The sequence below is a fragment of the Pseudomonas sp. Pso3 genome (assembly GCF_055393275.1).
In genome coordinates this window covers 1,914,695-1,939,568 of record NZ_AP043687.1, presented here as the reverse complement: position 1 = coordinate 1,939,568, position 24,874 = coordinate 1,914,695, and the positions used below count along the sequence as shown (strand labels likewise).

The following is a 24,874-nucleotide window of genomic DNA, read 5'->3' as shown; positions in this document are numbered from 1 at the left end:
CGCCCCTCCCATTCAAGGTGGCGATGGCGGCAGTCATTTTTCTGCCATAATTCGCGCCTGCCAACTGTCGACGTATCCCCATGTTCGAACTTTTCAGCGGACTCCACGCCTGGGTCGCCATCAGCCTCGTCTTGGCCCTGGCCTTTGTGCTGGCCTTTGAATTCATCAACGGCTTCCACGACACCGCCAACGCCGTCGCCACGGTGATCTACACCAAGGCCATGCCGCCGCACCTCGCGGTGTTCTTCTCCGGCATCTTCAATTTCCTCGGTGTGCTGCTCGGCGGCGTCGGCGTCGCCTACGCCATCGTCCACCTGCTGCCGGTGGAGCTGCTGATCAACGTCAACACCGGCCACGGTCTGGCCATGGTGTTTTCCCTGCTCGCCGCGGCCATCACCTGGAACCTGGGCACCTGGTACTTCGGCATCCCCGCCTCCAGTTCCCACACCCTGATCGGCTCCATTCTCGGCGTCGGCGTGACCAACGCCCTGCTCACCGGCATCCCGATGAGCGAAGGGGTGAACTGGCAGAAGGCGATTGACATCGGCCTGTCGCTGATCTTCTCGCCGCTGGCCGGCTTCGCCGTCGCCGGCCTGCTGCTGCTCGCCCTCAAGCGCTGGCGGCCGCTGTCGAAGATGCACAAGACCCCGGAACAGCGCCGCGAAGTGGACGCCAAGAAGCACCCGCCGTTCTGGAATCGTCTGATGCTGGTCCTCTCGGCCATGGGCATGAGCTTCGTGCACGGCTCCAACGACGGCCAGAAAGGCATCGGCCTGATCATGCTGGTGCTGATCGGCATCGTTCCGGCCAAGTTCGTACTGGACCTGGACAGCACCACCTACCAGATCGAGCGCACCCGCGACGCCGCCATCCACCTGGGTCAGTTTTACGAGCGCCAGGGCGACAACCTCAAGGACTTCCTCGCCGAAGTGCCCGGCAATCGCGACCTGCCCCAGGAATTCCGCTGCGCCCCGCACATGACCGTGCCGACCCTGCAGGCACTGCTGGCCGATCTGGAAGGCATCACCGACTACCGCGCCATGAGCGACGACCATCGCCAGCAGGTGCGCCGCTACCTGCTGTGCCTGGACGACACCGCCAAGAAGGTGAGCAAGCTGCCGGTGTTGACCGCGCGCGATCGCGACGACCTCAGTCGTCTGCGCAAGGATCTCACCAGCACCACCGAATACGCGCCCTTCTGGGTCATCATCGCGGTCGCCCTGGCCCTGGGCATCGGCACCATGGTCGGCTGGCGCCGGGTGGTGCTGACCGTCGGCGAGAAGATCGGGCGCCAGGGCATGACCTATGCCCAGGGCGTCAGCGCCCAGGTGACGGCCGTGGCCGCCATCGGCATGGCCAACGTCTTCGCCCTGCCCGTCTCCACCACCCACGTGCTGTCCTCGGGCGTGGCCGGCACCATGGTCGCCAATCGCAGCGGCCTGCAGGGCAGCACGGTGCGCAACATCCTGATGGCCTGGGTCCTGACGCTGCCGGCCTCCATGGCCCTCTCCGCCGGCCTGTTCTGGCTGGCGCACCTGTTCCTGTGATCCGCGCCGACCAGGCGCCGCATCGGCGGCGCCCGGTCGGACCCCTCGTCGGGAAAGCCTGAACAGGATAGCTATTGACGAGTCTAGTGAAATGTGTCCCAGCAGAGACACCTTTCCGAGACAGCCGTACGGTGAACGTCAATGACTCCTGCGACCTACATCCTTCTTCTGATTCTGGGCTGGCTGGCCCTGGCGCTGGCCATACTCTGGGCCATGCTGCGCCTGGCACGTCGCGCCAGACCCGTGGCGACCTCCTCGCCCAGCGTGCTGCCCAAGGCAACCCCCACCGCCCCCGTGAGTCCAGCCAAACACCTGGTCTGCTAGAAAAGCGGACGTGACGAGGCCACCTCGACACCCAGGGAGTGCGCGGGAGAAAAAAGAAGGATTCTTATTGTTTGAAAAGAAGGGATTCGAGCGAAGGCGAATCAGGTGAGCAGGGTATTTTCCTGAGCACTGCGGCTCATCTGCTCGAGGATCTGGTCTTGCTGCTGCGGGGTCAGGGTGTCCCAGCAGTGGTGCTTGATGAACAGCCCGGCGCCGAAGGCGACGTACAGCGACAGGGCGACGATCACGAGCGTTTCCAGCCCGACGATAGCCCAGGAACGACTCTTGGACGCATTGTCCTTGGTTTTCATAACGACCTCATCAGATTAAGAGGGGCAATAGTTTAGTCCCTTAAGCAACTGCCGTGCAGCGCCAGCCGTCGAATGGTCAAGCCTCTTGACCTGGTTGCTCGATGCGGCTGTGCGCTTCTACCAGACCCGTCACAGCCGCAACATCTGCCCACAGCCAGGCCGCGGCAGTACGAATGCACGCCAGGCGCCGCGCTGATATACTCCGCCGACTGACGGGTCGCTGCAGGCCCTGCCGGTTCCGCTGGCTGTATCGGCCGATCCCGCAATTTCCGCAGCGACGCTTTGTCGCATCGCACGTCCATCGCCGCCGCGCCTGTCGCGCGGCCCGATAACGCCTTCTTGGGGCGTCTATCGACTCAAGGGTCGATCCTCGCTCGCCCGGCTTCGCGCCACAGCTGTGATAAAGAGGAGTTAAAGCAAGACATGTCCACCACGTCGAAGATCATCTACACCCTGACCGACGAAGCGCCCGCCCTGGCGACCTATTCGCTGCTACCCATCGTCGAGGCCATCACCGCCTCCTCCGGCGTCGCCCTCGAAACCCGTGACATCTCCCTTGCCGGCCGCATCATCGCCCTCTTCCCCGAGTACCTGAAGGAAGAGCAGCGCATCTCCGACCACCTCGCCGAACTCGGCGAACTGGCCACCACTCCCGAAGCCAACATCATCAAGCTGCCCAACATCAGCGCCTCGGTCCCGCAGCTCAAGGCGGCGATCAAGGAACTGCAGGGTCAGGGCTACGCCCTGCCGGACTATCCGGACGAGCCCAAGGACGACAAGGAAAAGGACGTCAAGGCGCGTTACGACAAGGTCAAGGGCAGCGCCGTGAACCCGGTCCTGCGCGAAGGCAACTCCGACCGCCGCGCGCCGCTGTCGGTCAAGAACTACGCCCGCAAGCACCCCCATCGCATGGGTGCCTGGAGCGCCGACTCCAAGTCCCACGTCGCCCACATGGACGCCCATGACTTCTATGGCAGCGAGCGCTCGGCCACCATCGAGAACGCCGGCAGCCTGAAGATCGAACTGATCGGCAAGGACGGCAGCAGCAAGGTCCTGAAAGAGAAGACCGCGGTCAAGGCCGGCGAGATCGTCGACGCCTCGACCATGAGCCGCAAGGCCCTGCAGAGCTTCATCGCCGCCCAGATCGAAGACGCCAAGGCCCAGGGCGTGCTGTTCTCCGTGCACCTGAAGGCCACCATGATGAAGGTCTCCGACCCCATCATGTTCGGCATCATCGTCGGCGAGTTCTACAAGGACGTCCTGGCCAAGCACGAAGCCGCCCTGAAAGAAGCCGGCTTCGATCGCAACAACGGCATCGGCGACCTCTACGCCCGCCTGTCCAGCCTGCCGGAAGCCACCCAGGCCGCCATCAAGGCCGATTTCGACGCCCAGTACGCCCAGCGTCCGGCGCTGGCCATGGTCAACTCCGACAAGGGCATCACCAACCTGCACGTGCCGAGCGACGTCATCGTCGACGCCTCCATGCCGGCCATGATCCGTGACTCCGGCAAGATGTGGAATGCCGAAGGCAACCTGCAGGACACCAAGGCCATCATCCCCGACCGCTGCTATGCCGGCGTCTACCAGGTGGTGATCGAGGACTGCAAGCAGCACGGCGCCTTCAATCCCAGCACCATGGGCAGCGTGCCCAACGTAGGCCTGATGGCGCAGAAGGCCGAGGAATACGGCTCCCACGACAAGACCTTCCAGATCCCCACCGACGGCACCGTGCGCGTGACCGACGACCAGGGCAAGGTGGTCTTCGAGCACCCGGTCGAGGCCGGTGACATCTGGCGCATGTGCCAGACCAAGGACGCGCCGATCCAGGACTGGGTCAAACTGGCCGTCAACCGCGCTCGTGCCAGCAGCACCCCGGCCATCTTCTGGCTGGACCAGAATCGCGCCCACGACGCCCAGGTCATCGCCAAGGTCGAGCGCTACCTCAAGGACCACGACACCAACGGTCTGGACATCCGTGTCCTGGCGCCCGAGGAAGCCACCCGCGTGTCCCTGGAGCGCATCCGCAAAGGCGAGGACACCATCTCGGTGACCGGTAACGTCCTGCGCGACTACCTGACCGACCTCTTCCCCATCATGGAACTGGGCACCAGCGCCAAGATGCTGTCCATCGTCCCGCTGATGAACGGCGGCGGCCTGTTCGAGACCGGTGCCGGCGGCTCCGCGCCCAAGCACGTCCAGCAGTTCGTGCAGGAAAACCACCTGCGCTGGGATTCCCTGGGCGAGTTCCTGGCCCTGGCCGAATCCCTGAACCACCTGGGCGAGACCACCGGCAACGCCAAGGCCAAGATCCTGGCCAAGACCCTGGACCAGGCCAACGGCAAGTTCCTCGACAGCAACAAGTCGCCGTCGCGCAAGGCCGGTGAACTGGACAACCGCGGCAGCCACTTCTACCTGGCGTTGTACTGGATCCAGGCCCTGGCCGAGCAGAGCGAAGATGCCCAGCTCAAGGCCCAGTTCGAGCCCGTAGCCAAGTCGCTGACCGCCGACGAAGCCAAGGTGGTCGCCGAGCTGAATGGCGTCCAGGGCCAGGCCGTGGACATCGGTGGCTACTACCACCCCGACCAGGCCAAGACCCGCCAGGCCATGCGTCCGAGCGCCACGCTCAATGCCGCCCTGGAACAGCTGAAGGGCTGAACCTGAGGGCTGCGCCCGCAGCCTGAATGGCTGATCACAGCGAACCCCGGCCCCGGCCGGGGTTCGTTGCATTTGGGGCACGCAAAGCTTAAGGCGTATACTGCGCGATTACCGATAGTGGAGTCCGAGATGGATTGGCACGCCCACGTCACCGTGGCCACCGTGGTGGAAGACGCCGGTCGCTTCCTGCTGGTGGAAGAAGAGAAGCAGGGTCGCCTGGTGCTCAACCAGCCGGCCGGGCACCTGGAGCCGGGCGAGAGCCTGATCGAGGCGGCGCGGCGCGAAACCCTGGAAGAAACCGCCTGGCAGGTGGAGATCCTGGGCGTGATCGGCATCGGCCTCTATGTCGCCCCGGCCAATGGCGTCACCTACTATCGCACGGCCTTCCATGCCCGCCCCCTGGCCCACCAGCCGGAGCGCGCCCTGGACGCCGACATCACCCGCGCGGTGTGGCTGACCCTCGACGAGATCCGCGCCGAGCAGGCCCGGCTGCGCAGCCCCCTAGTCCTGGACGCCATCGAGAAGTACCTGGACGGGCACCGCTATCCCCTGTCGATGATCGTAGATATGAGAGGTTTTTGAAGTGAACGGCACCCGCGTCATCGTCGGCATGTCCGGCGGAGTGGATTCCTCGGTCTCGGCCCTCTTGCTCAAGGAGCAGGGCTATCAGGTCGAGGGCCTGTTCATGAAGAACTGGGACGAGGATGACGGCACCGAGTACTGCACGGCCAAGGAAGACCTCGCCGATGCCCAGGCGGTCTGCGACCGCATCGGCATCAAGCTGCACACGGCCAACTTCGCCGCCGAGTACTGGGATCACGTCTTCGAGCACTTCCTCGCCGAATACAAGGCAGGCCGGACGCCGAATCCGGACATCCTCTGCAACCGCGAGATCAAGTTCAAGGCCTTCCTCGACTATGCCCTGGCCCTGGGCGCCGACCTGATCGCCACCGGCCACTATGTGCGCCGTCGCGACGTCGACGGCCGGACCCTGCTGCTCAAGGGGCTGGACGCCAACAAGGACCAGAGCTATTTCCTCCACGCCGTGGGCGGCGAGCAGCTGGCGCGCACCCTCTTCCCGGTGGGCGAACTGGAAAAGCCCGAGGTCCGCGCCATCGCCGAGCTGCATGGCCTGGCCACCGCGCGCAAGAAGGATTCGACCGGCATCTGCTTCATCGGCGAGCGTCGCTTCAGCGACTTCCTCAAGCAGTACCTGCCGGCCCAGCCGGGCGACATCGAGACCACCACCGGCGAGGTCATCGGCCGCCACCACGGTCTCATGTACCACACCATCGGCCAGCGCCAGGGCCTGGGCATCGGCGGCATGAAGGACGCCGGTGACGATCCCTGGTACGTGCTGAGCAAGGACCTGACCCGCAACGTGCTGATCGTCGGCCAGGGCAACGCCCATCCCTGGCTGTTCGCCGAGGCCCTGACCGTCAGCGAGATGTTCTGGGTCAATGAGCTGGAGCTCGCCCAACCGCGCCGCCTCACCGCCAAGGTCCGCTATCGCCAGCAGGACCAGCCCTGCCAGATCGAGCGCCAGGGCGCCGGCTACCGGGTAGTCTTCGACGAACCCCAGCGCGCCGTGACCCCCGGTCAGTCGGTGGTCTTCTACGACGGCGACGTCTGCCTGGGCGGCGGCGTGATCGAACATTATCAACCCGCCTGCGCCGAGGCGCCCGCCGCATGAATCGCACCCAGGAACAACTCATCGCCCTGGGCGGCGTCTTCCAGGCCGCCGTGCTGGTCGACCAGCTGGCACGCACCGGCCAGGTCGCGGAAGAACCCCTCGCCTGTCTGCTCGGCAGCCTGCTGGTGCGCGATCCGGGCAGCACCCTGGAGGTCTACGGCGGCCAGGTCGCGCCTCTGCGCGAGGGCCTCGGCGCGCTTTCCAGCACCCTGGAGCGCAACCCCAACAGCCTGCAGCGCGAGCCGCTGCGCTACGCCCTGGCGATGACCGCCCTGGAACGCAAGCTGGAGAAGCGCGGCGACCTGCTCGATCTCATCGGCCGGCGCCTCACCCAGATCCAGTCCCAGGTCGAGCACTTCGGGGTCGCTCACGAGAACGTCATCGCTGCCTGCGGGGGTCTCTACGAGGACACCCTGAGCACCTTCAAGCAGCGCATCCAGGTGCACGGCGAGATGCGCTACCTGCAGCAATCCGCCACCGCCTCGCGAGTGCGTGCCCTGCTGCTGGCCGGCATTCGCTCGGCCCGCCTGTGGCGCCAGCTCGGCGGTCACCGCTGGCAACTGGTGCTCAATCGCCGCAAGCTGCTCGACAACCTCTATCCCCTGCGCAACGGCTGATCCCGGACCGGCCGGCGGCGGTACTAAAGCCCCGGTCTTTGCGTGTAGAATTCCGCCCCTTTCTCCCCCGCTACCAAGAGAATGCCCATGCAGCTCTCCTCGCTCACCGCCGTATCGCCCATCGACGGCCGTTACGCCGGCAAGACCGCCGCCCTGCGCCCCATCTTCAGCGAATTCGGCCTGATCCGTTTCCGCGCCCAGGTCGAGGTCCGCTGGCTGCAGCGCCTGGCCGCCCACGCGGGCATTCCCGAGGTCGCGCCCTTCTCCGCCGAGGCCAATGCCCTGCTGGACAAGCTGGCCACCGAGTTCAGCGTCGAGCAGGCGCAGCGGGTCAAGGACATCGAGCGCACCACCAACCACGACGTCAAGGCCATCGAGTACCTGCTCAAGGAAGAGGTCGCCGGCCTGCCGGAACTGGCCGCGGTGAGTGAATTCATCCACTTCGCCTGCACCTCCGAGGACATCAACAACCTGTCCCACGCGCTGATGCTGCGCGAAGGCCGTGACCAGGTGCTGCTGCCGCTGATGCGCCAGATCGCCGGCGAGATCCGCGTGCTGGCCCATCGCTTCGCCGACGTGCCCATGCTCTCGCGCACCCACGGCCAGCCCGCCTCCCCCACCAGCCTGGGCAAGGAACTGGCCAACGTGGTCTATCGCCTGGAGCGCCAGATCGAGCAGATCGCCGCCATCCGCCCGCTGGGCAAGATCAACGGCGCGGTGGGCAACTACAACGCCCACCTGTCCGCCTACCCGGACGTCGATTGGGAGGCCAATGCGCGCACCTTCATCGAAGACGACCTCGGCCTGACCCTGAATCCCTACACCACCCAGATCGAGCCGCACGACTACATCGCCGAGCTGTTCGACGCCATCGCCCGCTTCAACACCATCCTGATCGACTTCGACCGGGACGTCTGGGGCTACATCTCCCTCGGCTACTTCAAGCAGAAGACCGTGGCCGGCGAGATCGGCTCTTCGACCATGCCGCACAAGGTCAACCCCATCGACTTCGAGAACTCCGAAGGCAACCTGGGCATCGCCAACGCCATCCTCCAGCACCTGGCCAGCAAGCTGCCGATCTCCCGCTGGCAGCGCGACCTGACCGACTCCACCGTGCTGCGCAACCTGGGCACCGGCCTGGCCCACGGCGTGATCGCCTACGAAGCCACCCTCAAGGGCATCGGCAAGCTGGAACTCAACGCCGCGCGCATCGCCGAAGACCTGGATGCCTGTTGGGAAGTCCTGGCCGAGCCGGTGCAGACCGTGATGCGCCGCTATGGCGTGGCCAACCCCTACGAGAAGCTCAAGGAGCTGACCCGCGGCAAGGGCATCAGCGCCAGCGCCCTGCAGGACTTCATCGACGGCCTGGAAATCCCTGAAGCCGCCAAGGCCGAACTGCGCCAGCTGACCCCGGCCGGCTATATCGGTAATGCGGCCGAGCAGGCCCGTCGGGTCTGAGGCTGCCTTCTTTTTCACGCCCGGCCTCGCCGGGCGTTTTTCATTGCGCGAGGTGTGCATGAACCCGGATCAACCCCTGCAACTGCTCGGCGGCCTGACCGCCCGTGAATTCCTCCGCGACTACTGGCAGCAGAAACCCCTGCTGATCCGCCAGGCCATCCCGGATTTCCAGAGCCCCCTGGAACCGGACGAGCTGGCCGGCCTGTCGCTGGAAGAGGAAATCGAATCCCGCCTGATCATCGGCCAGGACCGCACCTGGGAGCTGCGCCGCGGCCCGCTGCCGGAAGACACCTTCGCCGGCCTGCCCGAGCGCGACTGGACCCTGCTGGTGCAATCGGTCGACCAGTTCGTCCCCGAGGTGGCCGAGGTGCTGGAGGCCTTCCGCTTCCTGCCCAGCTGGCGCGTCGACGACGTCATGATCAGCTACGCCGCCCCCGGTGGCGGTGTCGGCCCCCACTACGATCACTATGATGTCTTCCTGCTGCAGGGCCATGGCCGCCGTCGCTGGCGCATCGGTCAGCCGTGCACCGCCGACAGCCCGCTGATCGACGGCCTGGAGCTGAAGATCCTCGCCGACTTCCAGCAGACCGACGAATGGGTGCTGGAACCGGGCGACATGCTCTATCTGCCGCCGGGCCTGGCCCACGACGGCATCGCCGAAGACGAGTGCATGACCTACTCCATCGGCTTCCGCGCCCCCAGTGCCGGCGAGGTGCTCACCCACTTCACCGACTTCCTCAACCAGTTCATCCCCGAGGACGAGCGCTACAGCGACGCCGGCTGCGCCCCGGCCAGCGAACATCCGGCGGAGATTCCGCCCGAGGCCATCGAGCGGCTGCGCGGCCTGATGGAGCGTCACCTGAGCGACGATCGCCTGCTGCTGGCCTGGTTCGGCCAGCACATGACCGAGCCGCGCTACCCGGAGCGTGTCGCCGGAGAAAACCTCAGCGCCAAGCAGCTGCGCAAGGAACTCGACGAAGGCGCCCTGCTGATGCGCAACCCCAGCGGCCGCATCGCCTGGAGTCGCCTGGAAGACGAGGTGATGGTCTTCGCCAGCGGCCAGAGCCGCCTGCTGCCCATGCGGCTGCAACCGCTGCTCGACCTGCTATGCTCGGCGGACGTCCTGCACGAGGCCAATCTCGCGCCCTGGCTGCAGGACGACGATGCCATGCGCCTGATCCGCGAACTGCTCCAGCAGGGCAGCCTGATCTTCGCCGGAGAAGACGACGACGAGTGATGGGGAGCCGCCGTGGACGAGTCCTTTACCGATCTGACCCTGGACGGATTGCCCGAACCCCAGCTCGGCCAGGACCTCGCCCTGCGCCTCGAAGGCCTGGACGCCCTGCGTGAGCACGGTGTCCGCCTCATCGGCCAAGCCAGCCGCCAGCTGAGCATCCAGACGCCCGACCTGGAAGCACCGCTCTACGACAATCTCGCCGTCGAGGCGGCGATCAAGCGTCTGCTGCTGGGCCATCCGCGGCATCAGGTCCGCATCCTCATCAACGACAGCGCCCTCGCCATGCGCCAGGGGCACCGACTCATCGCCCTGGCGCAACGCCTGACCAGCAATCTGTTGATCCGGCGGCCACCGGCCGATCAGCACCCGGAAGGCAGCTGCCTCATCGTCGACGACCAGGCCCTGCTGCGCCGCACGGGCAGTGCGCCCACCGGCTTCGTCCGCTACGGCGACCGCGCCGCCGTCAAGGTTCAGCAGCAGGTCTTCGATCGCCTCTGGGCCAGCAGCCAGCCGGATCAGGAATTGCGGAGGATGGTGCTGTGAAAGGTCTGCTGGCGTTCCTGTTGCTGCTGACGACCACCGCCTGGGCGGCGCCTCGTACCGAGGTCATACCCCTGCAATACCGCACCGCCGACGATCTGCTGCCTACCTTGCAAGCCGTCCTTGGCAGCGAAGGCAAGGTCAACGTCTACGGCAATCAGCTGATCGTCAATGCCGAGCCGGCCAAGCTGGCCGAACTCAAGAGTCTGCTCGCCCAGCTGGACACCCAACCGCGGCGCCTGCTCATCACCCTGGCCACCCGCGCCGGCAGCTCGGGCGCCAGTCAGCGTTATTCGGTAAACGGCGACGTGCGTGCGCCCCAGGTACGCATCATCGAAGACAGCACCGACCAGAAGGAGGATGGCGCCCAGCGCGTCCAGGTCACCGAGGGCTACCCCGCCTTCATCCGCTTCGGTGAAGACGTCCCGGTGACCACCTACCAGACCTCGCCCTATGGTCAGAGCTACGCCCAGACCGATTACCGCCGCCTCGAACGGGGCTTTCAGGTCACCGCCCGCCTGAGCGGCAATCTGGTGCACCTGGACATCAGCAGCGTCGATGACCGGGCCGCCGCCATGCGTCCGGGCACGGTGCAGACCCAGAGCGCCGCCACCCGCATCAGCGGCCCTCTGGGCCAGTGGCTGGACCTGGGCGGCTTCCGGCAGCAGATCGAGGGCGACCAGAGCGGCCTTGTCCGCCACTACTCCACCGAAGGCCGTGACGACCGTCAGCTGAGCATCCGCGCCGATCTCATCGACTAGCAAACCGGCGAACGGCAGAACTCCTGCCGCGGCTGGCAATCTAGGACACAGGAACAGAAGGAAGTTATTTGAGAATAATTCTTATATTCATTCTCAAATAAACCGGAAGTTCTGTTTAGTTTGATTCAAAGCAGTCCAATAGAATCTTTTTGGACCAATAAATTTACAGAATGAATCGATAGAGCATAAAATCTGTCTGTCTTGCGACACCGTGTCGCACTGATAGCGCCTGATACCCAATAATTAAGGATTCAAAGCATGTCTGAGTCGATCAGCCTACTGACCCACAACTGGAGCTTCGCGGTATTTCTCCTGGGCGTGGTTGGTCTGATTGCCTTCATGCTCGGAGTCTCGAGCCTGCTCGGCAGCAAAGCCGTGGGCCGCAGCAAGAACGACCCCTTCGAGTCCGGCATCGTCCCCACCGGGGGTGCCCGTCTTCGTCTCTCTGCCAAGTTCTACCTGGTCGCGATGCTCTTCGTGATCTTCGACGTCGAAGCCCTCTTTCTCTTCGCCTGGTCGGTGTCCATCCGTGAATCGGGATGGGCCGGCTTCGTGGAAGCCTCCATTTTCATAGCAATTCTGTTGGCGGGTCTTGTCTACCTGTGGCGAATCGGAGCGCTCGATTGGGCGCCTGCGAGCCGTCGCGAGCGGCAGGCGAAGTCGAAACAATGAGGCTTTGGCAATGCAATACAATCTCACCCGGATCGATCCCGATGCGGCAGTAGACCGCTATCCGGCCGGCCAGCGGGAAACCGTGGCCGACCCCGTCGAAAGTCAGGTCAACCGCAGCATCTTCATGGGCAAGCTCGAAGATGTCCTGCGGGGCGCGGTCAATTGGGGACGCAAGAATTCCCTGTGGCCGTACAACTTCGGCCTGTCCTGCTGCTATGTGGAAATGACCACCGCCTTCACGGCGCCCCACGACATCGCCCGCTTCGGCGCCGAAGTCATCCGGGCCTCGCCGCGTCAGGCCGACTTCATGGTCATCGCCGGCACCCCCTTCATGAAGATGGCCCCGGTCATCCAGCGCCTGTACGAACAGATGCTGGAACCCAAGTGGGTGATCTCCATGGGCGCCTGCGCCAACTCCGGCGGTATGTACGACATCTACTCGGTCGTTCAGGGCGTGGACAAGTTCCTGCCCGTCGACGTCTACGTGCCCGGCTGCCCGCCTCGCCCCGAAGCCTTCCTCCAGGGCCTGATGCTCCTGCAGGACTCCATCGGTGAAGAACGCCGCCCCCTTTCCTGGGTGGTGGGCGACCAGGGTATCTACCGCGCCGAGATGCCTTCGCAGCGCGAGCAGAACCGCGAGCGCCGCATCCAGGTCACCAACCTGCGCAGCCCAGACGAAGTGTAAGTCCCCTTCGGGACCTGCACGCTGACGACGATCGATTAGCGACGGAACATCATGACCGCAGACACCGCTCTGTCCGCCTCTGCGCTCGCCTCTGCCGGCGAAGCGTCGGTGGTTGGCGAACTCCAGGGCCAATTCGGCGCCGACGCCCTGACCCTGCAAGACACCCGTACCGGCATGCCGGTGATCTGGGTGGCACGCGAACGAATCATCGAAGTACTGCGCTTCCTGCGCAATCTGCCCCGCCCCTACGTCATGCTCTATGACCTGCATGGCGTGGACGAGCGGCTGCGGACCCACCGCCGCGGCCTGCCCAACGCGGACTTCACCGTTTTCTACCACCTGCTGTCCATCGACCGTAATAGCGATGTAATGCTCAAGGTGGCCCTCTCCGCCAACGACCTGCGCCTGCCCACCGCCACCGGCATCTTCCCCAATGCCAACTGGTACGAGCGGGAAGTGCTGGACATGTACGGCATCCACTTCGACGGACACCCGCTGCCCAAGCGCATGCTGATGGCCGACAACTGGCAGGGTCATCCGCTGCGCAAGGACTATCCGGCGCGCGCGACCGAGTTCGATCCCTATGCGCTGAATGCCGCCAAGCAGGACCTCGAACAGGAAACCCTGAGATTCAAGCCCGAGGAATGGGGCATGAAGGAGCATGCGGAGAATTCCGACTTCATGTTCCTCAACCTGGGTCCGAACCACCCCTCCGCCCACGGTGCCTTCCGCATCATCCTGCAGCTGGACGGCGAAGAGATCGTCGACTGCGTGCCGGAGATCGGCTACCACCACCGCGGCGCCGAGAAGATGGCCGAGCGCCAGTCCTGGCACAGCTACATCCCCTACACCGACCGGATCGACTACCTGGGTGGGGTGATGAACAACCTGCCCTACGTCCTCTCGGTGGAAAAGCTCGCCGGCATCAAGGTGCCGTCGCGGGTCGACTTCATCCGCGTGATGATGGCCGAGTTCTTCCGCATCAACAGTCACCTGCTGTACCTGGGTACCTATATCCAGGACGTCGGTGCCATGACCCCGGTGTTCTTTACCTTCACCGACCGTCAGCGCGCCTACAAGGTGATCGAAGCCATCACCGGCTTCCGCATGCACCCCGCCTGGTTCCGCATCGGCGGCGTCGCCCATGACCTGCCACGTGGCTGGGACAAGCTGGTCCGCGAATTCCTCGATTGGATGCCCAAGCGTCTGGACGAGTACGAAAAGGCCGCGATGAAGAACAGCATCCTCATCGGCCGGACCAAGAACGTCGCCGTCTACAACACCAAGGAAGCCCTCGAGTGGGGCGTCACCGGTCCCAACCTGCGCGCGACCGGTCTGGACTTCGACCTGCGCAAGGCCCGCCCCTACTCCGGTTACGAGAACTTCGAATTCGAAGTGCCCATCGCCCACAACGGCGACTGCTACGACCGCGGCATGCTGCGCGTCGAGGAGATGCGCCAGAGCCTGCGCATCATCGAGCAGTGCCTGCAGCACATGCCCGAAGGCCCGTACAAGGCGGATCACCCGCTGACCACGCCGCCGCCCAAGGAGCGCACCCTGCAGCACATCGAGACCCTGATCACCCACTTCCTGCAAGTGTCCTGGGGTCCGGTGATGCCGGCCGGCGAAGCCTTCCAGATGATCGAGGCGACCAAGGGCGCCAACAGCTATTACCTGACGAGCGATGGCAGCACCATGAGCTACCGCACCCGCATCCGGACGCCGAGCTTCCCGCACCTGCAGCAGATCCCGGCCGTCATCCGCGGCAGCATGGTGTCCGACCTGATTGCCTACCTGGGCAGTATCGACTTCGTCATGGCCGACGTGGACCGCTGAGCATGAGCACCGAAACCCTGATCCAAACCGACCGTTTCGTCCTGAGCGAAACCGAGCGCTCGGCCATCGAGCACGAGATGCACCACTACGAGGACCCGCGCGCGGCGTCCATCGAGGCCCTGAAGATCGTCCAGAAGGAACGTGGCTGGGTGCCGGACGGCGCCATCTACGCCATCGGCGAAGTGCTGGGCATTCCCGCCAGCGACGTCGAGGGCGTGGCCACCTTCTACAGCCAGATCTTTCGCGTACCGGTCGGCCGCCACATCATCCGGGTGTGCGACAGCATGACCTGCTACATCGGCGGCCACGAATCCGTGGTCGGCGAGATCCAGCGCCAGCTGGGCATCGGCCTGGGCCAGACCACCGCCGACAGCCGCTTCACCCTGCTGCCGGTCTGCTGCCTGGGCAATTGCGACAAGGCCCCGGCGCTGATGATCGACGACGACACCCATGGCGATGTCCAACCCGCGGGCGTGGCCAAACTGCTGGAGGGATACGCATGAGACTGACCTCCTTCGGGCCTGCCAACAGCATTGCCCGTACCCCCGAGACCCACCCCCTGACCTGGCGCCTGCGTGAAGACGGCGCTCCGGTCTGGCTGGAGGAATACCAGGCGAAGGACGGCTATGCCGCGGCGCGCAAGGCGCTGACCGAGCTGGCCCCCGATGCCATCGTCCAGGAAGTCAAGGACTCCGGCCTCAAGGGCCGCGGCGGCGCGGGTTTCCCCACCGGCGTGAAGTGGGGCCTGATGCCCAAGGACGAATCCCTCGATATCCGCTACCTGCTGTGCAACGCGGACGAGATGGAGCCCAACACCTGGAAGGACCGCCTGCTCATGGAGCAGCTGCCGCACCTGCTGGTGGAAGGCATGCTGATCAGTGCCCGGGCGCTCAAGGCCTATCGCGGCTACATCTTCCTGCGCGGCGAATACGTCGACGCCGCCGCCAACCTGCGGCGCGCGGTGGAAGAAGCCAAGGCCGCCGGCCTGCTGGGCAAGAACATCCTCGGTAGCGGCTTCGACTTCGAGCTGTTCGTCCACACCGGTGCCGGTCGCTACATCTGTGGCGAAGAGACCGCGCTGATCAACTCCCTGGAAGGCCGCCGCGCCAACCCGCGCTCCAAGCCACCCTTCCCCGCCGCCGTCGGCGTCTGGGGCAAGCCGACCTGCGTCAACAACGTCGAGACCCTGTGCAACGTGCCGGGCATCGTCGCGGGCGGCGTCGACTGGTACAAGAGCCTGGCCCGCGAAGGCAGCGAAGACATGGGCACCAAGCTCATGGGCTTCTCCGGCAAGGTGAAGAACCCTGGCGTCTGGGAATTGCCCTTCGGCATCACCGCCCAGGAGCTGTTCGAGGACTACGCCGGCGGCATGCGCGACGGCTTCAAGCTCAAGTGCTGGCAGCCCGGTGGCGCCGGTACCGGCTTCCTGCTGCCCGAGCACCTCTCGGCGCAGATGTACGCCGGCGGCATCGGCAAGGTCGGCACCCGCATGGGTACCGGTCTGGCCCTGGCCGTGGACGACAGCGTCAACATGGTCTCGCTGCTGCGCAACATGGAAGAATTCTTCGCCCGGGAATCCTGCGGCTGGTGCACCCCCTGCCGCGACGGCCTCCCCTGGAGCGTCAAGCTCCTGCGCAGCCTGGAAAAGGGCGAGGGGCAGCAGGGCGATCTGGACACCCTGCTGCAGCTGGTCAACTTCCTCGGCCCGGGCAAGACCTTCTGTGCCCACGCACCGGGTGCCGTCGAGCCCCTGGGTAGTGCCATCAAGTATTTCCGCGAAGAGTTCGAGGCCGGTGTGCGCAAGGCGCCCAGCGAGCCGCGACCGACTGCTTCGGCGAGCGTGACCTGAGGATCGGCCCCCGCGGGGGCCGCTTCCATCGCTTTCTGGCCGGACCCGTTCCGGCCGGCGCTGCCTCTGGCGATCGCCAGGGCGGCGCGAACGTTTTCCCATTAGCCAGACCCGCCCTGCGCGGGTGAGAAGAAAACCCTATGGCCACTATCCACGTAGACGGCAAGACGTACGAGGTCGACGGGGCGGACAACCTCCTCGAAGCCTGCCTGTCCCTGGGGCTCGACATCCCCTATTTCTGCTGGCACCCGGCGCTGGGCAGCGTCGGCGCCTGCCGCCAGTGCGCGGTGAAGCAGTTCGCCGACGAGAACGACACCCGCGGACGCCTGGTCATGTCCTGCATGACCCCGTCCAGCGACAAGACCTACATCTCCATCGAAGACGCCGAAGCCAAGGAATTCCGCAGCTCGGTCATCGAATGGCTGATGACCAACCATCCCCACGACTGTCCGGTCTGCGAAGAAGGCGGCCACTGCCACCTGCAGGACATGACGGTGATGACCGGCCACAACAAGCGCCGCTATCGCTTCACCAAGCGTACCCACCAGAACCAGGACCTCGGCCCGTTCGTCGCTCACGAGATGAACCGCTGCATCGCCTGCTATCGCTGCGTGCGCTACTACAAGGATTACGCCGGCGGTACCGACCTGGGCGTCTATGGCGCCCACGACAACGTCTATTTCGGCCGCGTCGAGGACGGTGCCCTGGAGAGCGAATTCTCCGGCAACCTGACCGAGGTCTGCCCCACCGGGGTGTTCACCGACAAGACCCACTCCGAGCGCTACAACCGCAAGTGGGACATGCAGTTCGCCCCGAGCATCTGCCATGGCTGCTCGTCGGGCTGCAACATCAGCCCCGGCGAGCGCTATGGCGAACTGCGCCGCATCGAGAACCGCTTCAACGGTTCGGTGAACCAGTATTTCCTCTGCGACCGTGGCCGCTTCGGCTATGGCTATGTCAATCGCAAGGATCGTCCGCGCCAGGCCCTGCTGAAAGATGGCAGCCTGGAAACCGGGATCGACGCCGCCCTGGATCGCGCCGCCCTGCTGCTGCGCGGCAAGAAGGTGATCGGCATCGGCTCGCCGCGTGCCAGCCTGGAAAGCAACCACGCCCTGCGCGAACTGGTCGGCGCCGAGAACTTCTACAGCGGCATGAGCGCCCGTGACCTGGCCAATGTGCGCCTGGTGCTGCAGGTGCTCAAGGACAGCCCCCTGCCCGTCCCGACCCTGCGCGCCATGGAAAAGCATGACGCCGTCTTCGTCCTCGGCGAGGACCTGACCCAGACCGCGGCCCGCCTGGCGCTGTCCCTGCGGCAGTCCGTCAAGGGCAAGCCCGAGGCCATGGCCGCGGCGCAGAAGATCCAGCCCTGGCTCAACGCGGCCGTGCAGAATATCGGCCAGAGCGAGCGCAATCCGCTGTTCATCGCCAGCGTCGCCGCCACCCGCCTGGACGACGTCGCCGACGCCCGTCTGCATGGCTCGCCGCTGGAACTGGCCCGTTTCGGCCATGCCGTGGCCCATGCCATCGACGCCAGCGCCCCGGCCGTCGACGGCCTGAGCGACGAAGTCGCCGAGCAGGCGCGTCTGCTGGCCGAGACCCTGCTGGCGGCCGAACGTCCACTGGTGGTATCCGGTACCTCCCTGGGTGAACCGGCGCTGATCGAAGCCGCCGCCAACCTGGCCAAGGCTCTGGCCGCCAAGGGCAAGGCCGGCTCCCTGAGTCTGGTGGTGCCCGAAGCCAACAGCCTGGGTCTGGCGCTCTATGGCGGCGAGTCCGTCGAAGACGCCTTCGCGGCCCTGGAAAACGGCCAGGCCGATGCCCTGGTGGTGCTGGAGAACGACCTCTATCGCCGCGCCCCTGCCCAGCAGGTGGATCAGGCCCTGGCCCGCGCCCAGGTGCTGGTGGTGCTGGATCACCAGCGCACCGCCACCGCCCAGCGCGCCGATCTGGTGCTGCCGGCGGCGAGCTTCGCCGAAGGCGACGGTACCCTGGTCAGCCAGGAAGGTCGCGCCCAGCGCTTCTTCCAGGTCTATGAGCCGAGCTACTACGATCCCTCCAGCCTGGTCCGCGAAGGCTGGCGCTGGCTGCACGCCCTGCGCAACACCCTGGACAACCGTCCGGTGGACTGGACCCAGCTGGATCATGTCACCGACGCCGTGGCCACTGCCGCGCCGCAACTGGACGGCATCCGCGACGCCGCGCCCAACGCCAGCTTCCGGGTGAAGGGCCTCAAGCTCGCCCGCGAACCGCACCGCTACAGCGGCCGCACCTCCATGCGCGCCAACCTCAGCGTGCACGAGCCGCGCGCGCCCCAGGACGCCGACACCGCCTTCGCCTTCTCCATGGAAGGCTATGCCGGCAGCGCCGAGCCGCGTCAGCAGATCCCCTTCGCCTGGTCCCCGGGCTGGAACTCGCCCCAGGCCTGGAACAAGTTCCAGGACGAGGTCGGTGGTCATCTGCGCGCCGGCGATCCGGGCGTGCGCCTGATCGAGACCCAGGGCGATCGCCTGAACTGGTTCGCCGTCCCGGCCGCTGCCGTGCGCGGTACCGCGTCCGGCTTCCAGGCCGTGCCGCTGTACCACCTGTTCGGCAGCGAAGAGACCTCTTCGCGCGCCGAGCCGGTGCGTGAGCGCATCCCGGCCGCCTACGTGGCGCTGGCCAAGGCCGATGCCGACCGCCTGGGCGTCAACGAAGGTGCCCTGCTGCGCCTGCAGGTCGCCGGTCAGGAATTGCGCCTGCCGCTGCAGATCAAGCCCGAGCTGTCCGCCGGCCTGGTCGGTCTGCCCGCCGGCTTCGAAGGGATTCCGGTGGACTTCGCCGGCCTCACCGTGGAAGGACTGCAGGAGGCCGCGGCATGACCTGGCTCACCCCCACCCTCATCGCCGTGGTGATCGGCGTCCTCAAGGCCATCGTCATCCTGCTGGCGGTGGTCATCTGCGGGGCGCTGCTGAGCTTCGTCGAACGGCGCCTGCTGGGTCTCTGGCAGGACCGCCACGGTCCCAACCGGGTCGGTCCCTTCGGCGCCTTCCAGCTGGGCGCCGACATGCTGAAGATGTTCTTCAAGGAGGACTGGACGCCCCCGTTCGCCGACAAGATGATCTTCGCCCTGGCACCGGTGATCGCCATGGGCTCGCTGCTGGTGGCCTTCTCGGTCATCCCGATCACCCCCACCTGGGGCGTGGCGGACCTGAACATCGGCCTGTTGTTCTTCTTTGCCATGGCCGGCGTCAACGTCTATGCGGTGCTCTTCGCCGGCTGGGCGAGCAACAATAAGTTCTCGCTGCTGGGCGCCATGCGCGCCTCGGCCCAGACCCTCTCCTACGAGGTGTTCATGGGTCTGTCGGTAATGGGCATCGTCGCGGTGACCGGCTCCTTCAACATGAGGGACATCGTCGAGGCGCAGCACCAGGGCTGGTGGTTCATCATTCCCCAGTTCTTCGGCTTCTGCACCTTCTTCATCGCCGGCATCGCCGTCACCCACCGTCACCCCTTCGATCAGCCGGAAGCCGAGCAGGAGCTCGCCGACGGTTACCACATTGAATACGCGGGCATGAAGTGGGGCATGTTCTTCGTCGGTGAGTACATCGGCATCGTGCTGATCTCGGCGCTGCTGGTGACCCTGTTCTTTGGCGGCTGGCACGGTCCCTTCCTGGATACCCTGCCCTGGCTGTCCTTTGTCTGGTTCGCCCTGAAGACCGCCTTCTTCATCATGATCTTCATCCTGTTGCGCGCGTCCATTCCGCGTCCGCGCTACGACCAGGTAATGGCCTTCAGCTGGAAGTTCTGCCTGCCCCTGACCCTGATCAACCTGCTGGTGACCGGCGCGGTGGTGCTCTATAGCGCCACGCCGGCCATCGGCCAGTGAGGTATCCGTCATGATCAAGGAAATCCTGCACGTCCTGCATGGCACCTACACCCAGTTGCGCAGCGTGGTGATGGTCTTCGGCCACGCCTTCCGCAAGCGCGACACCCTGCAATACCCCGAGGAACCCGTGTACCTGCCGCCGCGCTACCGCGGCCGCATCGTGCTCACCCGTGACCCCGACGGCCAGGAGCGCTGCGTGGCGTGCAACCTGTGCGCCGTGGCCTGCCCGGTCGGCTGCATCTCGCTGCAGAAGACCGAAGCCGAAGACGGTCGCTGGTACCCCGAGTTCTTCCGCATCAACTTCTCGCGCTGCATCTTCTGCGGCATGTGCGAGGAGGCCTGCCCCACCACCGCCATCCAGCTGACCCCGGATTTCGAGATGTCCGAGTTCAAGCGCCAAGAGCTGGTGTACGAGAAGCAGGACCTGCTGATCTCGGGTCCGGGCAAGTATCCGGAATACAACTTCTACCGCGTGGCCGGCATGGCCATCGCGGGCAAGCCCAAGGGTGCCGCGCAGAGCGAGGCAGAGCCGATCAACGTGAAGAGCCTGCTGCCCTAAGGAGCTGTCGTGGAATTCGCCTTCTATTTCTCCGCTGGGGTGGCCGTCCTAGCCACCTTCCGGGTGATCACCAACACCAATCCGGTGCATGCGCTGCTGTACCTGATCATCTCGCTACTGGCCGTGTCCATGGTGTTCTTCGCCCTGGGCGCACCTTTCGCCGGGGCCCTGGAGATCATCGTCTACGCCGGCGCCATCATGGTGCTGTTCGTCTTCGTGGTGATGATGCTCAACCTCGGGCCAGTCGTCGCCGAGCAGGAGCGCAAGTGGCTGACCCCCAAGGTCTGGATCGGTCCGTCGATCCTCGCCGGTGCGCTGCTGGTGGAACTGCTGGTGGTGCTGTCGCGCACCCCGGGCGGCGCCGCCATTGGCCACACCTCGGTGGAAGCCAAGGCCGTGGGCATCAGCCTGTTCGGACCCTATCTGCTGGCGGTCGAACTGGCTTCCATGCTGTTGCTGGGTGCCCTGGTCGCGGCCTATCACCTGGGTCGCAGCGACGTCAAAGACGGGATCGGCGAGTGAGTCGCCAAGGACTGGAGAACAGCCAATGAACGCCATACCTCTGGAACACGGCCTGGCCCTCGCCGGCGCCCTGTTCGCCCTTGGCCTGGTGGGCCTGATGGTCCGCCGCAACATCCTCTTCGTGCTCATGAGTCTGGAAATCATGATGAACGCCGCCGCCCTGGCCTTCGTGGTCGCGGGTAGCCGTTGGGGCGCCCCCGACGGCCAGGTGATGTTCATCCTGGTGCTGAGCCTGGCCGCCGCCGAGGCCAGTATCGGCCTGGCGATCCTGCTGCAGCTCTATCGCCGCTTCCACACCCTCGACGTCGATGCCGCCAGCGAGATGCACGGATGAACCTGCTACCCCTCACCTTCGCCTTTCCCCTGGTCGGCTACTTCCTGCTGGCCTTTTCCCGCGGTCGGCTGTCGGAGAATCTCTCCGCGCTGATCGGCGTGGGTTCGGTGGGCCTGGCGGCGCTGGTCGCCGCCTGGGTCGGCTGGAACTTCCACGTCGCGCCGCCCGCCGACGGTCACCTGACCCTCGTCCTCTGGCAGTGGATGAACGTGGAGGGCTTCGCGCCCAACATGGCGCTCTACCTGGACGGCCTGTCGCTGACCATGCTCGGCGTGGTTACCGGCGTCGGCTTCCTGATCCACCTGTTCGCCTCCTGGTACATGCGCGGTGAAGAGGGCTACTCGCGCTTCTTCGCCTACACCAACCTGTTCATCTTCAGCATGTTGCTGCTGGTTCTCGGTGACAACCTGCTGCTGCTGTACTTCGGTTGGGAAGGCGTGGGCCTGTGCAGCTATCTGCTGATCGGCTTCTACTACAGCGAGCGCGCCAACGGCAACGCGGCGCTGAAGGCCTTCATCGTCACCCGTGTCGGTGACGTCTTCATGGCCTTCGGTCTGTTCATCCTGTTCATGACCCTGGGCACCCTGGACATCCAGGAGCTGCTGCAGAAGGCGCCCGACGTCTTCGCCAGCGGCGATCCGCTGATCGTGCTGGCCACCCTGGCACTGCTCGGCGGCGCCGTCGGCAAGTCGGCCCAGCTGCCGCTGCAGACCTGGCTGGCGGACGCCATGGCCGGTCCCACCCCGGTCTCCGCCCTGATCCACGCGGCGACCATGGTGACCGCGGGCGTCTACCTGATCGCCCGGACCCACGGCCTGTTCCTGCTGGCCCCGGAGATCCTGCACCTGGTCGGCATCGTCGGTGCCGTGACCCTGGTGCTGGCTGGCTTCGCCGCCCTGGTGCAGACCGACATCAAGCGCATCCTGGCCTATTCGACCATGAGCCAGATCGGCTACATGTTCCTGGCCCTGGGTGTCGGCGCCTGGCAACCGGCGATCTTCCACCTGATGATCCACGCCTTCTTCAAGGCGCTGCTGTTCCTCGCCTCGGGTTCGGTGATCCTCGCCTGCCACCACGAGCAGAACATCTTCAAGATGGGCGGCCTGTGGAAGAAGATTCCCCTGGCCTACGCCAGCTTCGTGGTGGGTGGTTCGGCCCTGGCGGCGCTGCCGCTGGTCACCGCCGGCTTCTACTCCAAGGACGAGATCCTCTGGGAAGCCATGGCCAGCGGTCACACCTACCTGCTCTATGCAGGCCTGGCCGGTGCCTTCCTGACCTCGATCTACACCTTCCGCCTGATCTTCATCACCTTCCATGGCCAGGCGCACACCGAGGCCCATGCCGGCCACGGCATCGCCCACAACCTGCCGCTGGCGGTGCTGCTGGTGCTCTCGACCTTCGTCGGCGCGATGATCGTGCCGCCGCTGGCCGGCGTGCTGCCGGAGTCCATCGGCCATGCCGGTGGCGAAGCCAAGCACTCGCTGGAGATCACCTCGGGGGCCATCGCCATCGCCGGTATCCTGCTGGCCGCCCTGCTCTTCCTCGGCAAGCGTTCCTTCGTGAACGGCCTGGCCAAGAGCGCACCGGGTCGCTTCTTCGGGACCTGGTGGTATCACGCCTGGGGCTTCGACTGGCTGTACGACCTGATCTTCGTCAAGCCGTACCTGCTGCTGGCCCGCCTGCTGCGCCGCGATCCCATCGACCAGGCCATCGGCCTGATCCCGATGCTGGCGCGCGGTGGCAACCTGGCGCTGAGCATCACCGAGAACGGCCGTCTGCGCTGGTACGCGGCTTCCATCGTGGGAGGCGCCGTGCTGCTGCTCGGCGCGCTGCTGCTGGCCTGACCCCCTGACTAAGGATAAGTACACGTCATGCTTCTGCCCTGGCTAATCCTGATCCCCTTCATCGGCGGCCTGCTCTGCTTCCTCACGGAAAAGACCGGCCCACTGGTGCCCCGCTGGATCGCTCTGTTCACCATGCTGCTGGAGCTGGTGCTCGGCCTGTGGCTGTGGGCCCACGGCGACTACAGCCTGGCTCCGGCCCCTGGCGCCGAAACCGCCTGGACCGCGGAATTCCAGATGAACTGGATTCCGCGCTTCGGCATCAGCCTGCACTTCGGTCTCGACGGCCTGTCGCTGCTGATGATCCTGCTCACCGGCCTGCTCGGTGTGCTGGCGGTGACCTGCTCCTGGCGCGAAGTGCAGCGCCACGTCGGCTTCTTCCACCTCAACCTGCTGTGGATCATCGGCGGCGTGGTGGGGGTGTTCCTGGCGCTGGACCTGTTCCTGTTCTTCTTCTTCTGGGAAATGATGCTGGTGCCGATGTACTTCCTGATCGCGCTGTGGGGCCATAGCTCCGCGGACGGCAAGAAGAGCCGCATCACCGCCGCCACCAAGTTCTTCATCTTCACCCAGGCCAGCGGTCTGATCATGCTGGTGGCGATCATCGCCCTGGTGCTGGTGAACTACGGTGCGACCGGCGTCCTGACCTTCGACTACGAAGACCTGCTGCAGCTGCAACTGGATCCCAAGCTGGAATACCTGCTGATGCTGGGCTTCTTCATCGCCTTCGCGGTGAAGCTGCCGGTGGTGCCGGTGCACTCCTGGCTCCCGGATGCCCACGCCCAGGCGCCGACCGCCGGTTCCGTCGACCTCGCCGGCATCCTGCTCAAGACCGCCGCCTACGGCCTGCTGCGCTTCGCCATTCCGCTGTTCCCCAACGCCTCGGCGGAATTCGCGCCGATCGCCATGTGGCTGGGCATCATCGGCATCTTCTACGGCGCCATCCTGTCGTTCGCCCAGACCGACATCAAGCGCCTGGTGGCCTACTCCAGCGTCTCGCACATGGGCTTCGTGCTGATCGGCATCTACTCCGGCAGCCCCCAGGCGCTGCAGGGCGTGGTGGTCCAGATGATCGCCCACGGCCTCTCCGCCGCCGGCCTGTTCATCCTCTGCGGCCAGCTCTATGAGCGCATGCACACCCGTGACATGCGCCAGATGGGCGGGCTCTGGGCGCGGGTGCCCTACCTGCCCGCCCTGAGTCTGTTCTTCGCCTCGGCTTCGCTGGGTCTGCCGGGTACCGGCAACTTCGTCGGCGAATTCCTGATCCTGCTGGGCGCCTTCCCGGTGGTGCCGATGATCACCGTCATCGCCACCTTCGGCCTGGTGTTCGCCTCGGTCTACTCGCTGATCATGATCCACCGCGCCTACTTCGGTCCGGCCAAGGCCGAAGGCGCCCTGCCGGGTCTGAACGCACGGGAACTGTCGATGCTGCTGTTGCTTGGCGTGCTGCTGGTGCTGCTCGGCGTCTATCCGCAGCCGGTGCTGGATACCTCGGCCGCGAGCATGGCCGGTGTCCAGCAGTGGCTCGGCGAAGCCTTCTCCTCTCTCGTTTCCGCCCGGTAAGAGCG

The 24,874-nt window shown here is 65.5% G+C and carries 23 protein-coding genes; 22 read left to right on the top strand and 1 reads right to left on the bottom strand.

The genetic code is table 11. The annotated features are described in order from the left end of the window. The first annotated feature begins 80 nt into the window (after positions 1-80). Positions 81-1,547 (top strand): inorganic phosphate transporter, encoded by a 1,467-nt coding sequence (locus ACZ5R1_RS09060; protein ID WP_007158874.1) that lies wholly within the window; start codon positions 81-83, stop codon positions 1,545-1,547. Positions 1,548-1,688: 141 nt separating this feature from the next. After that, complete coding sequence (locus ACZ5R1_RS09055) at positions 1,689-1,871, top strand: hypothetical protein (RefSeq protein WP_042133499.1); 183 nt, start codon at positions 1,689-1,691, stop codon at positions 1,869-1,871. A 101-nt stretch (positions 1,872-1,972) separates the two neighbouring features. On the opposite strand, the gene ACZ5R1_RS09050 is transcribed toward ACZ5R1_RS09055, so the two are convergent. Next, positions 1,973-2,182 carry a hypothetical protein gene (locus ACZ5R1_RS09050; RefSeq protein WP_007158876.1) on the bottom strand — a complete coding sequence of 70 codons (210 nt, stop codon included), beginning with the start codon at positions 2,180-2,182 and terminating at the stop codon, positions 1,973-1,975. A 423-nt stretch (positions 2,183-2,605) separates the two neighbouring features. Between ACZ5R1_RS09050 and ACZ5R1_RS09045 the strand changes: the two genes are divergently transcribed. The 20 genes from ACZ5R1_RS09045 to nuoM all read left to right on the top strand — a co-directional run bounded on the left by ACZ5R1_RS09045 (position 2,606) and on the right by nuoM (position 24,869). Beyond that, positions 2,606-4,837 carry an NADP-dependent isocitrate dehydrogenase gene (locus tag ACZ5R1_RS09045; RefSeq protein ID WP_042133497.1) on the top strand — a complete coding sequence of 744 codons (2,232 nt, stop codon included), beginning with the start codon at positions 2,606-2,608 and terminating at the stop codon, positions 4,835-4,837. A gap of 129 nt (positions 4,838-4,966) precedes the next feature. Then, positions 4,967-5,419: an NUDIX hydrolase gene (locus ACZ5R1_RS09040; RefSeq protein ID WP_007158878.1), complete on the top strand. Its 453-nt coding sequence runs from the start codon at positions 4,967-4,969 to the stop codon at positions 5,417-5,419. Between the two features lie 28 nt (positions 5,420-5,447). After that, positions 5,448-6,530, top strand: coding sequence for a tRNA 2-thiouridine(34) synthase MnmA (gene mnmA, locus ACZ5R1_RS09035; protein WP_464713274.1), 1,083 nt, complete (start codon positions 5,448-5,450; stop codon positions 6,528-6,530). Then, entirely contained in the window at positions 6,527-7,147 is a 621-nt protein-coding gene (hflD, locus tag ACZ5R1_RS09030; protein WP_007158880.1) for a high frequency lysogenization protein HflD, read from the top strand. Before mnmA ends, hflD begins: the two co-directional genes overlap by 4 nt. Positions 7,148-7,234: 87 nt before the next feature. Then, positions 7,235-8,605 carry an adenylosuccinate lyase gene (gene purB / locus ACZ5R1_RS09025; protein WP_007158881.1) on the top strand — a complete coding sequence of 457 codons (1,371 nt, stop codon included), beginning with the start codon at positions 7,235-7,237 and terminating at the stop codon, positions 8,603-8,605. Positions 8,606-8,663: 58 nt separating this feature from the next. Next, positions 8,664-9,842 carry a ribosomal protein uL16 3-hydroxylase gene (locus ACZ5R1_RS09020; RefSeq protein WP_044342796.1) on the top strand — a complete coding sequence of 393 codons (1,179 nt, stop codon included), beginning with the start codon at positions 8,664-8,666 and terminating at the stop codon, positions 9,840-9,842. Positions 9,843-9,854: 12 nt separating this feature from the next. Continuing rightward, entirely contained in the window at positions 9,855-10,385 is a 531-nt protein-coding gene (locus ACZ5R1_RS09015; protein ID WP_027599796.1) for a DUF7931 domain-containing protein, read from the top strand. Continuing rightward, complete coding sequence (locus ACZ5R1_RS09010) at positions 10,382-11,143, top strand: secretin N-terminal domain-containing protein (protein ID WP_464713052.1); 762 nt, start codon at positions 10,382-10,384, stop codon at positions 11,141-11,143. The genes ACZ5R1_RS09015 and ACZ5R1_RS09010 overlap by 4 nt, the downstream gene beginning before the upstream one ends. A 258-nt stretch (positions 11,144-11,401) precedes the next feature. After that, a complete protein-coding gene (locus tag ACZ5R1_RS09005) occupies positions 11,402-11,815 on the top strand; it encodes an NADH-quinone oxidoreductase subunit A (RefSeq protein WP_007158885.1) in 414 nt (137 codons plus the stop codon). A 10-nt stretch (positions 11,816-11,825) separates the two neighbouring features. Then, positions 11,826-12,500, top strand: coding sequence for a NuoB/complex I 20 kDa subunit family protein (locus ACZ5R1_RS09000; RefSeq protein ID WP_007158886.1), 675 nt, complete (start codon positions 11,826-11,828; stop codon positions 12,498-12,500). A 51-nt stretch (positions 12,501-12,551) separates the two neighbouring features. Beyond that, positions 12,552-14,336: an NADH-quinone oxidoreductase subunit C/D gene (nuoC, locus tag ACZ5R1_RS08995; RefSeq protein ID WP_464713051.1), complete on the top strand. Its 1,785-nt coding sequence runs from the start codon at positions 12,552-12,554 to the stop codon at positions 14,334-14,336. A 2-nt stretch (positions 14,337-14,338) separates the two neighbouring features. Further along, the gene (gene nuoE, locus ACZ5R1_RS08990) at positions 14,339-14,839 is read left to right on the top strand and encodes an NADH-quinone oxidoreductase subunit NuoE (protein ID WP_007158888.1); all 501 of its coding nucleotides are present in this window, start codon (positions 14,339-14,341) and stop codon (positions 14,837-14,839) included. Next, complete coding sequence (gene nuoF / locus ACZ5R1_RS08985; RefSeq protein ID WP_017642309.1) at positions 14,836-16,185, top strand: NADH-quinone oxidoreductase subunit NuoF; 1,350 nt, start codon at positions 14,836-14,838, stop codon at positions 16,183-16,185. The genes nuoE and nuoF overlap by 4 nt, the downstream gene beginning before the upstream one ends. A 140-nt stretch (positions 16,186-16,325) precedes the next feature. Next, the gene (gene nuoG, locus ACZ5R1_RS08980) at positions 16,326-19,043 is read left to right on the top strand and encodes an NADH-quinone oxidoreductase subunit NuoG (RefSeq protein WP_027601934.1); all 2,718 of its coding nucleotides are present in this window, start codon (positions 16,326-16,328) and stop codon (positions 19,041-19,043) included. Next, positions 19,040-20,050 carry an NADH-quinone oxidoreductase subunit NuoH gene (nuoH, locus tag ACZ5R1_RS08975; protein WP_007158891.1) on the top strand — a complete coding sequence of 337 codons (1,011 nt, stop codon included), beginning with the start codon at positions 19,040-19,042 and terminating at the stop codon, positions 20,048-20,050. The genes nuoG and nuoH overlap by 4 nt, the downstream gene beginning before the upstream one ends. Before the next feature lie 10 nt (positions 20,051-20,060). Next, entirely contained in the window at positions 20,061-20,609 is a 549-nt protein-coding gene (gene nuoI, locus ACZ5R1_RS08970; protein WP_007158892.1) for an NADH-quinone oxidoreductase subunit NuoI, read from the top strand. 9 nt (positions 20,610-20,618) lie between these two features. After that, complete coding sequence (gene nuoJ, locus ACZ5R1_RS08965; protein ID WP_027599799.1) at positions 20,619-21,131, top strand: NADH-quinone oxidoreductase subunit J; 513 nt, start codon at positions 20,619-20,621, stop codon at positions 21,129-21,131. Between the two features lie 25 nt (positions 21,132-21,156). Next, complete coding sequence (gene nuoK, locus ACZ5R1_RS08960; protein ID WP_007158894.1) at positions 21,157-21,465, top strand: NADH-quinone oxidoreductase subunit NuoK; 309 nt, start codon at positions 21,157-21,159, stop codon at positions 21,463-21,465. After that, on the top strand, positions 21,462-23,309 hold the full coding sequence (gene nuoL / locus ACZ5R1_RS08955) for an NADH-quinone oxidoreductase subunit L (protein WP_027599800.1): 1,848 nt from the start codon (positions 21,462-21,464) through the stop codon (positions 23,307-23,309). The genes nuoK and nuoL overlap by 4 nt, the downstream gene beginning before the upstream one ends. Before the next feature lie 27 nt (positions 23,310-23,336). After that, on the top strand, positions 23,337-24,869 hold the full coding sequence (nuoM, locus tag ACZ5R1_RS08950) for an NADH-quinone oxidoreductase subunit M (protein ID WP_007158896.1): 1,533 nt from the start codon (positions 23,337-23,339) through the stop codon (positions 24,867-24,869). The last annotated feature ends 5 nt before the right edge of the window (positions 24,870-24,874 follow it).

What these genes read in the sequence shown, in the direction of transcription:
- nuoC (WP_464713051.1), top strand. Translation starts at nt 12,552, where the DNA reads ATGACCGCAGACACCGCTCTGTCCGCCTCTGCGCTCGCCTCTGCCGGC.
- nuoI (WP_007158892.1), top strand. Translation starts at nt 20,061, where the DNA reads ATGATCAAGGAAATCCTGCACGTCCTGCATGGCACCTACACCCAGTTG.
- nuoG (WP_027601934.1), top strand. Translation starts at nt 16,326, where the DNA reads ATGGCCACTATCCACGTAGACGGCAAGACGTACGAGGTCGACGGGGCG.
- ACZ5R1_RS09045 (WP_042133497.1), top strand. Translation starts at nt 2,606, where the DNA reads ATGTCCACCACGTCGAAGATCATCTACACCCTGACCGACGAAGCGCCC.
- nuoF (WP_017642309.1), top strand. Translation starts at nt 14,836, where the DNA reads ATGAGACTGACCTCCTTCGGGCCTGCCAACAGCATTGCCCGTACCCCC.
- purB (WP_007158881.1), top strand. Translation starts at nt 7,235, where the DNA reads ATGCAGCTCTCCTCGCTCACCGCCGTATCGCCCATCGACGGCCGTTAC.
- nuoH (WP_007158891.1), top strand. Translation starts at nt 19,040, where the DNA reads ATGACCTGGCTCACCCCCACCCTCATCGCCGTGGTGATCGGCGTCCTC.
- nuoK (WP_007158894.1), top strand. Translation starts at nt 21,157, where the DNA reads ATGAACGCCATACCTCTGGAACACGGCCTGGCCCTCGCCGGCGCCCTG.
- ACZ5R1_RS09005 (WP_007158885.1), top strand. Translation starts at nt 11,402, where the DNA reads ATGTCTGAGTCGATCAGCCTACTGACCCACAACTGGAGCTTCGCGGTA.
- hflD (WP_007158880.1), top strand. Translation starts at nt 6,527, where the DNA reads ATGAATCGCACCCAGGAACAACTCATCGCCCTGGGCGGCGTCTTCCAG.
- ACZ5R1_RS09020 (WP_044342796.1), top strand. Translation starts at nt 8,664, where the DNA reads ATGAACCCGGATCAACCCCTGCAACTGCTCGGCGGCCTGACCGCCCGT.
- nuoL (WP_027599800.1), top strand. Translation starts at nt 21,462, where the DNA reads ATGAACCTGCTACCCCTCACCTTCGCCTTTCCCCTGGTCGGCTACTTC.
- ACZ5R1_RS09060 (WP_007158874.1), top strand. Translation starts at nt 81, where the DNA reads ATGTTCGAACTTTTCAGCGGACTCCACGCCTGGGTCGCCATCAGCCTC.
- ACZ5R1_RS09000 (WP_007158886.1), top strand. Translation starts at nt 11,826, where the DNA reads ATGCAATACAATCTCACCCGGATCGATCCCGATGCGGCAGTAGACCGC.
- mnmA (WP_464713274.1), top strand. Translation starts at nt 5,448, where the DNA reads ATGTCCGGCGGAGTGGATTCCTCGGTCTCGGCCCTCTTGCTCAAGGAG.
- ACZ5R1_RS09050 (WP_007158876.1), bottom strand. Translation starts at nt 2,182, where the DNA reads ATGAAAACCAAGGACAATGCGTCCAAGAGTCGTTCCTGGGCTATCGTC.
- ACZ5R1_RS09040 (WP_007158878.1), top strand. Translation starts at nt 4,967, where the DNA reads ATGGATTGGCACGCCCACGTCACCGTGGCCACCGTGGTGGAAGACGCC.
- nuoE (WP_007158888.1), top strand. Translation starts at nt 14,339, where the DNA reads ATGAGCACCGAAACCCTGATCCAAACCGACCGTTTCGTCCTGAGCGAA.
- ACZ5R1_RS09055 (WP_042133499.1), top strand. Translation starts at nt 1,689, where the DNA reads ATGACTCCTGCGACCTACATCCTTCTTCTGATTCTGGGCTGGCTGGCC.
- nuoM (WP_007158896.1), top strand. Translation starts at nt 23,337, where the DNA reads ATGCTTCTGCCCTGGCTAATCCTGATCCCCTTCATCGGCGGCCTGCTC.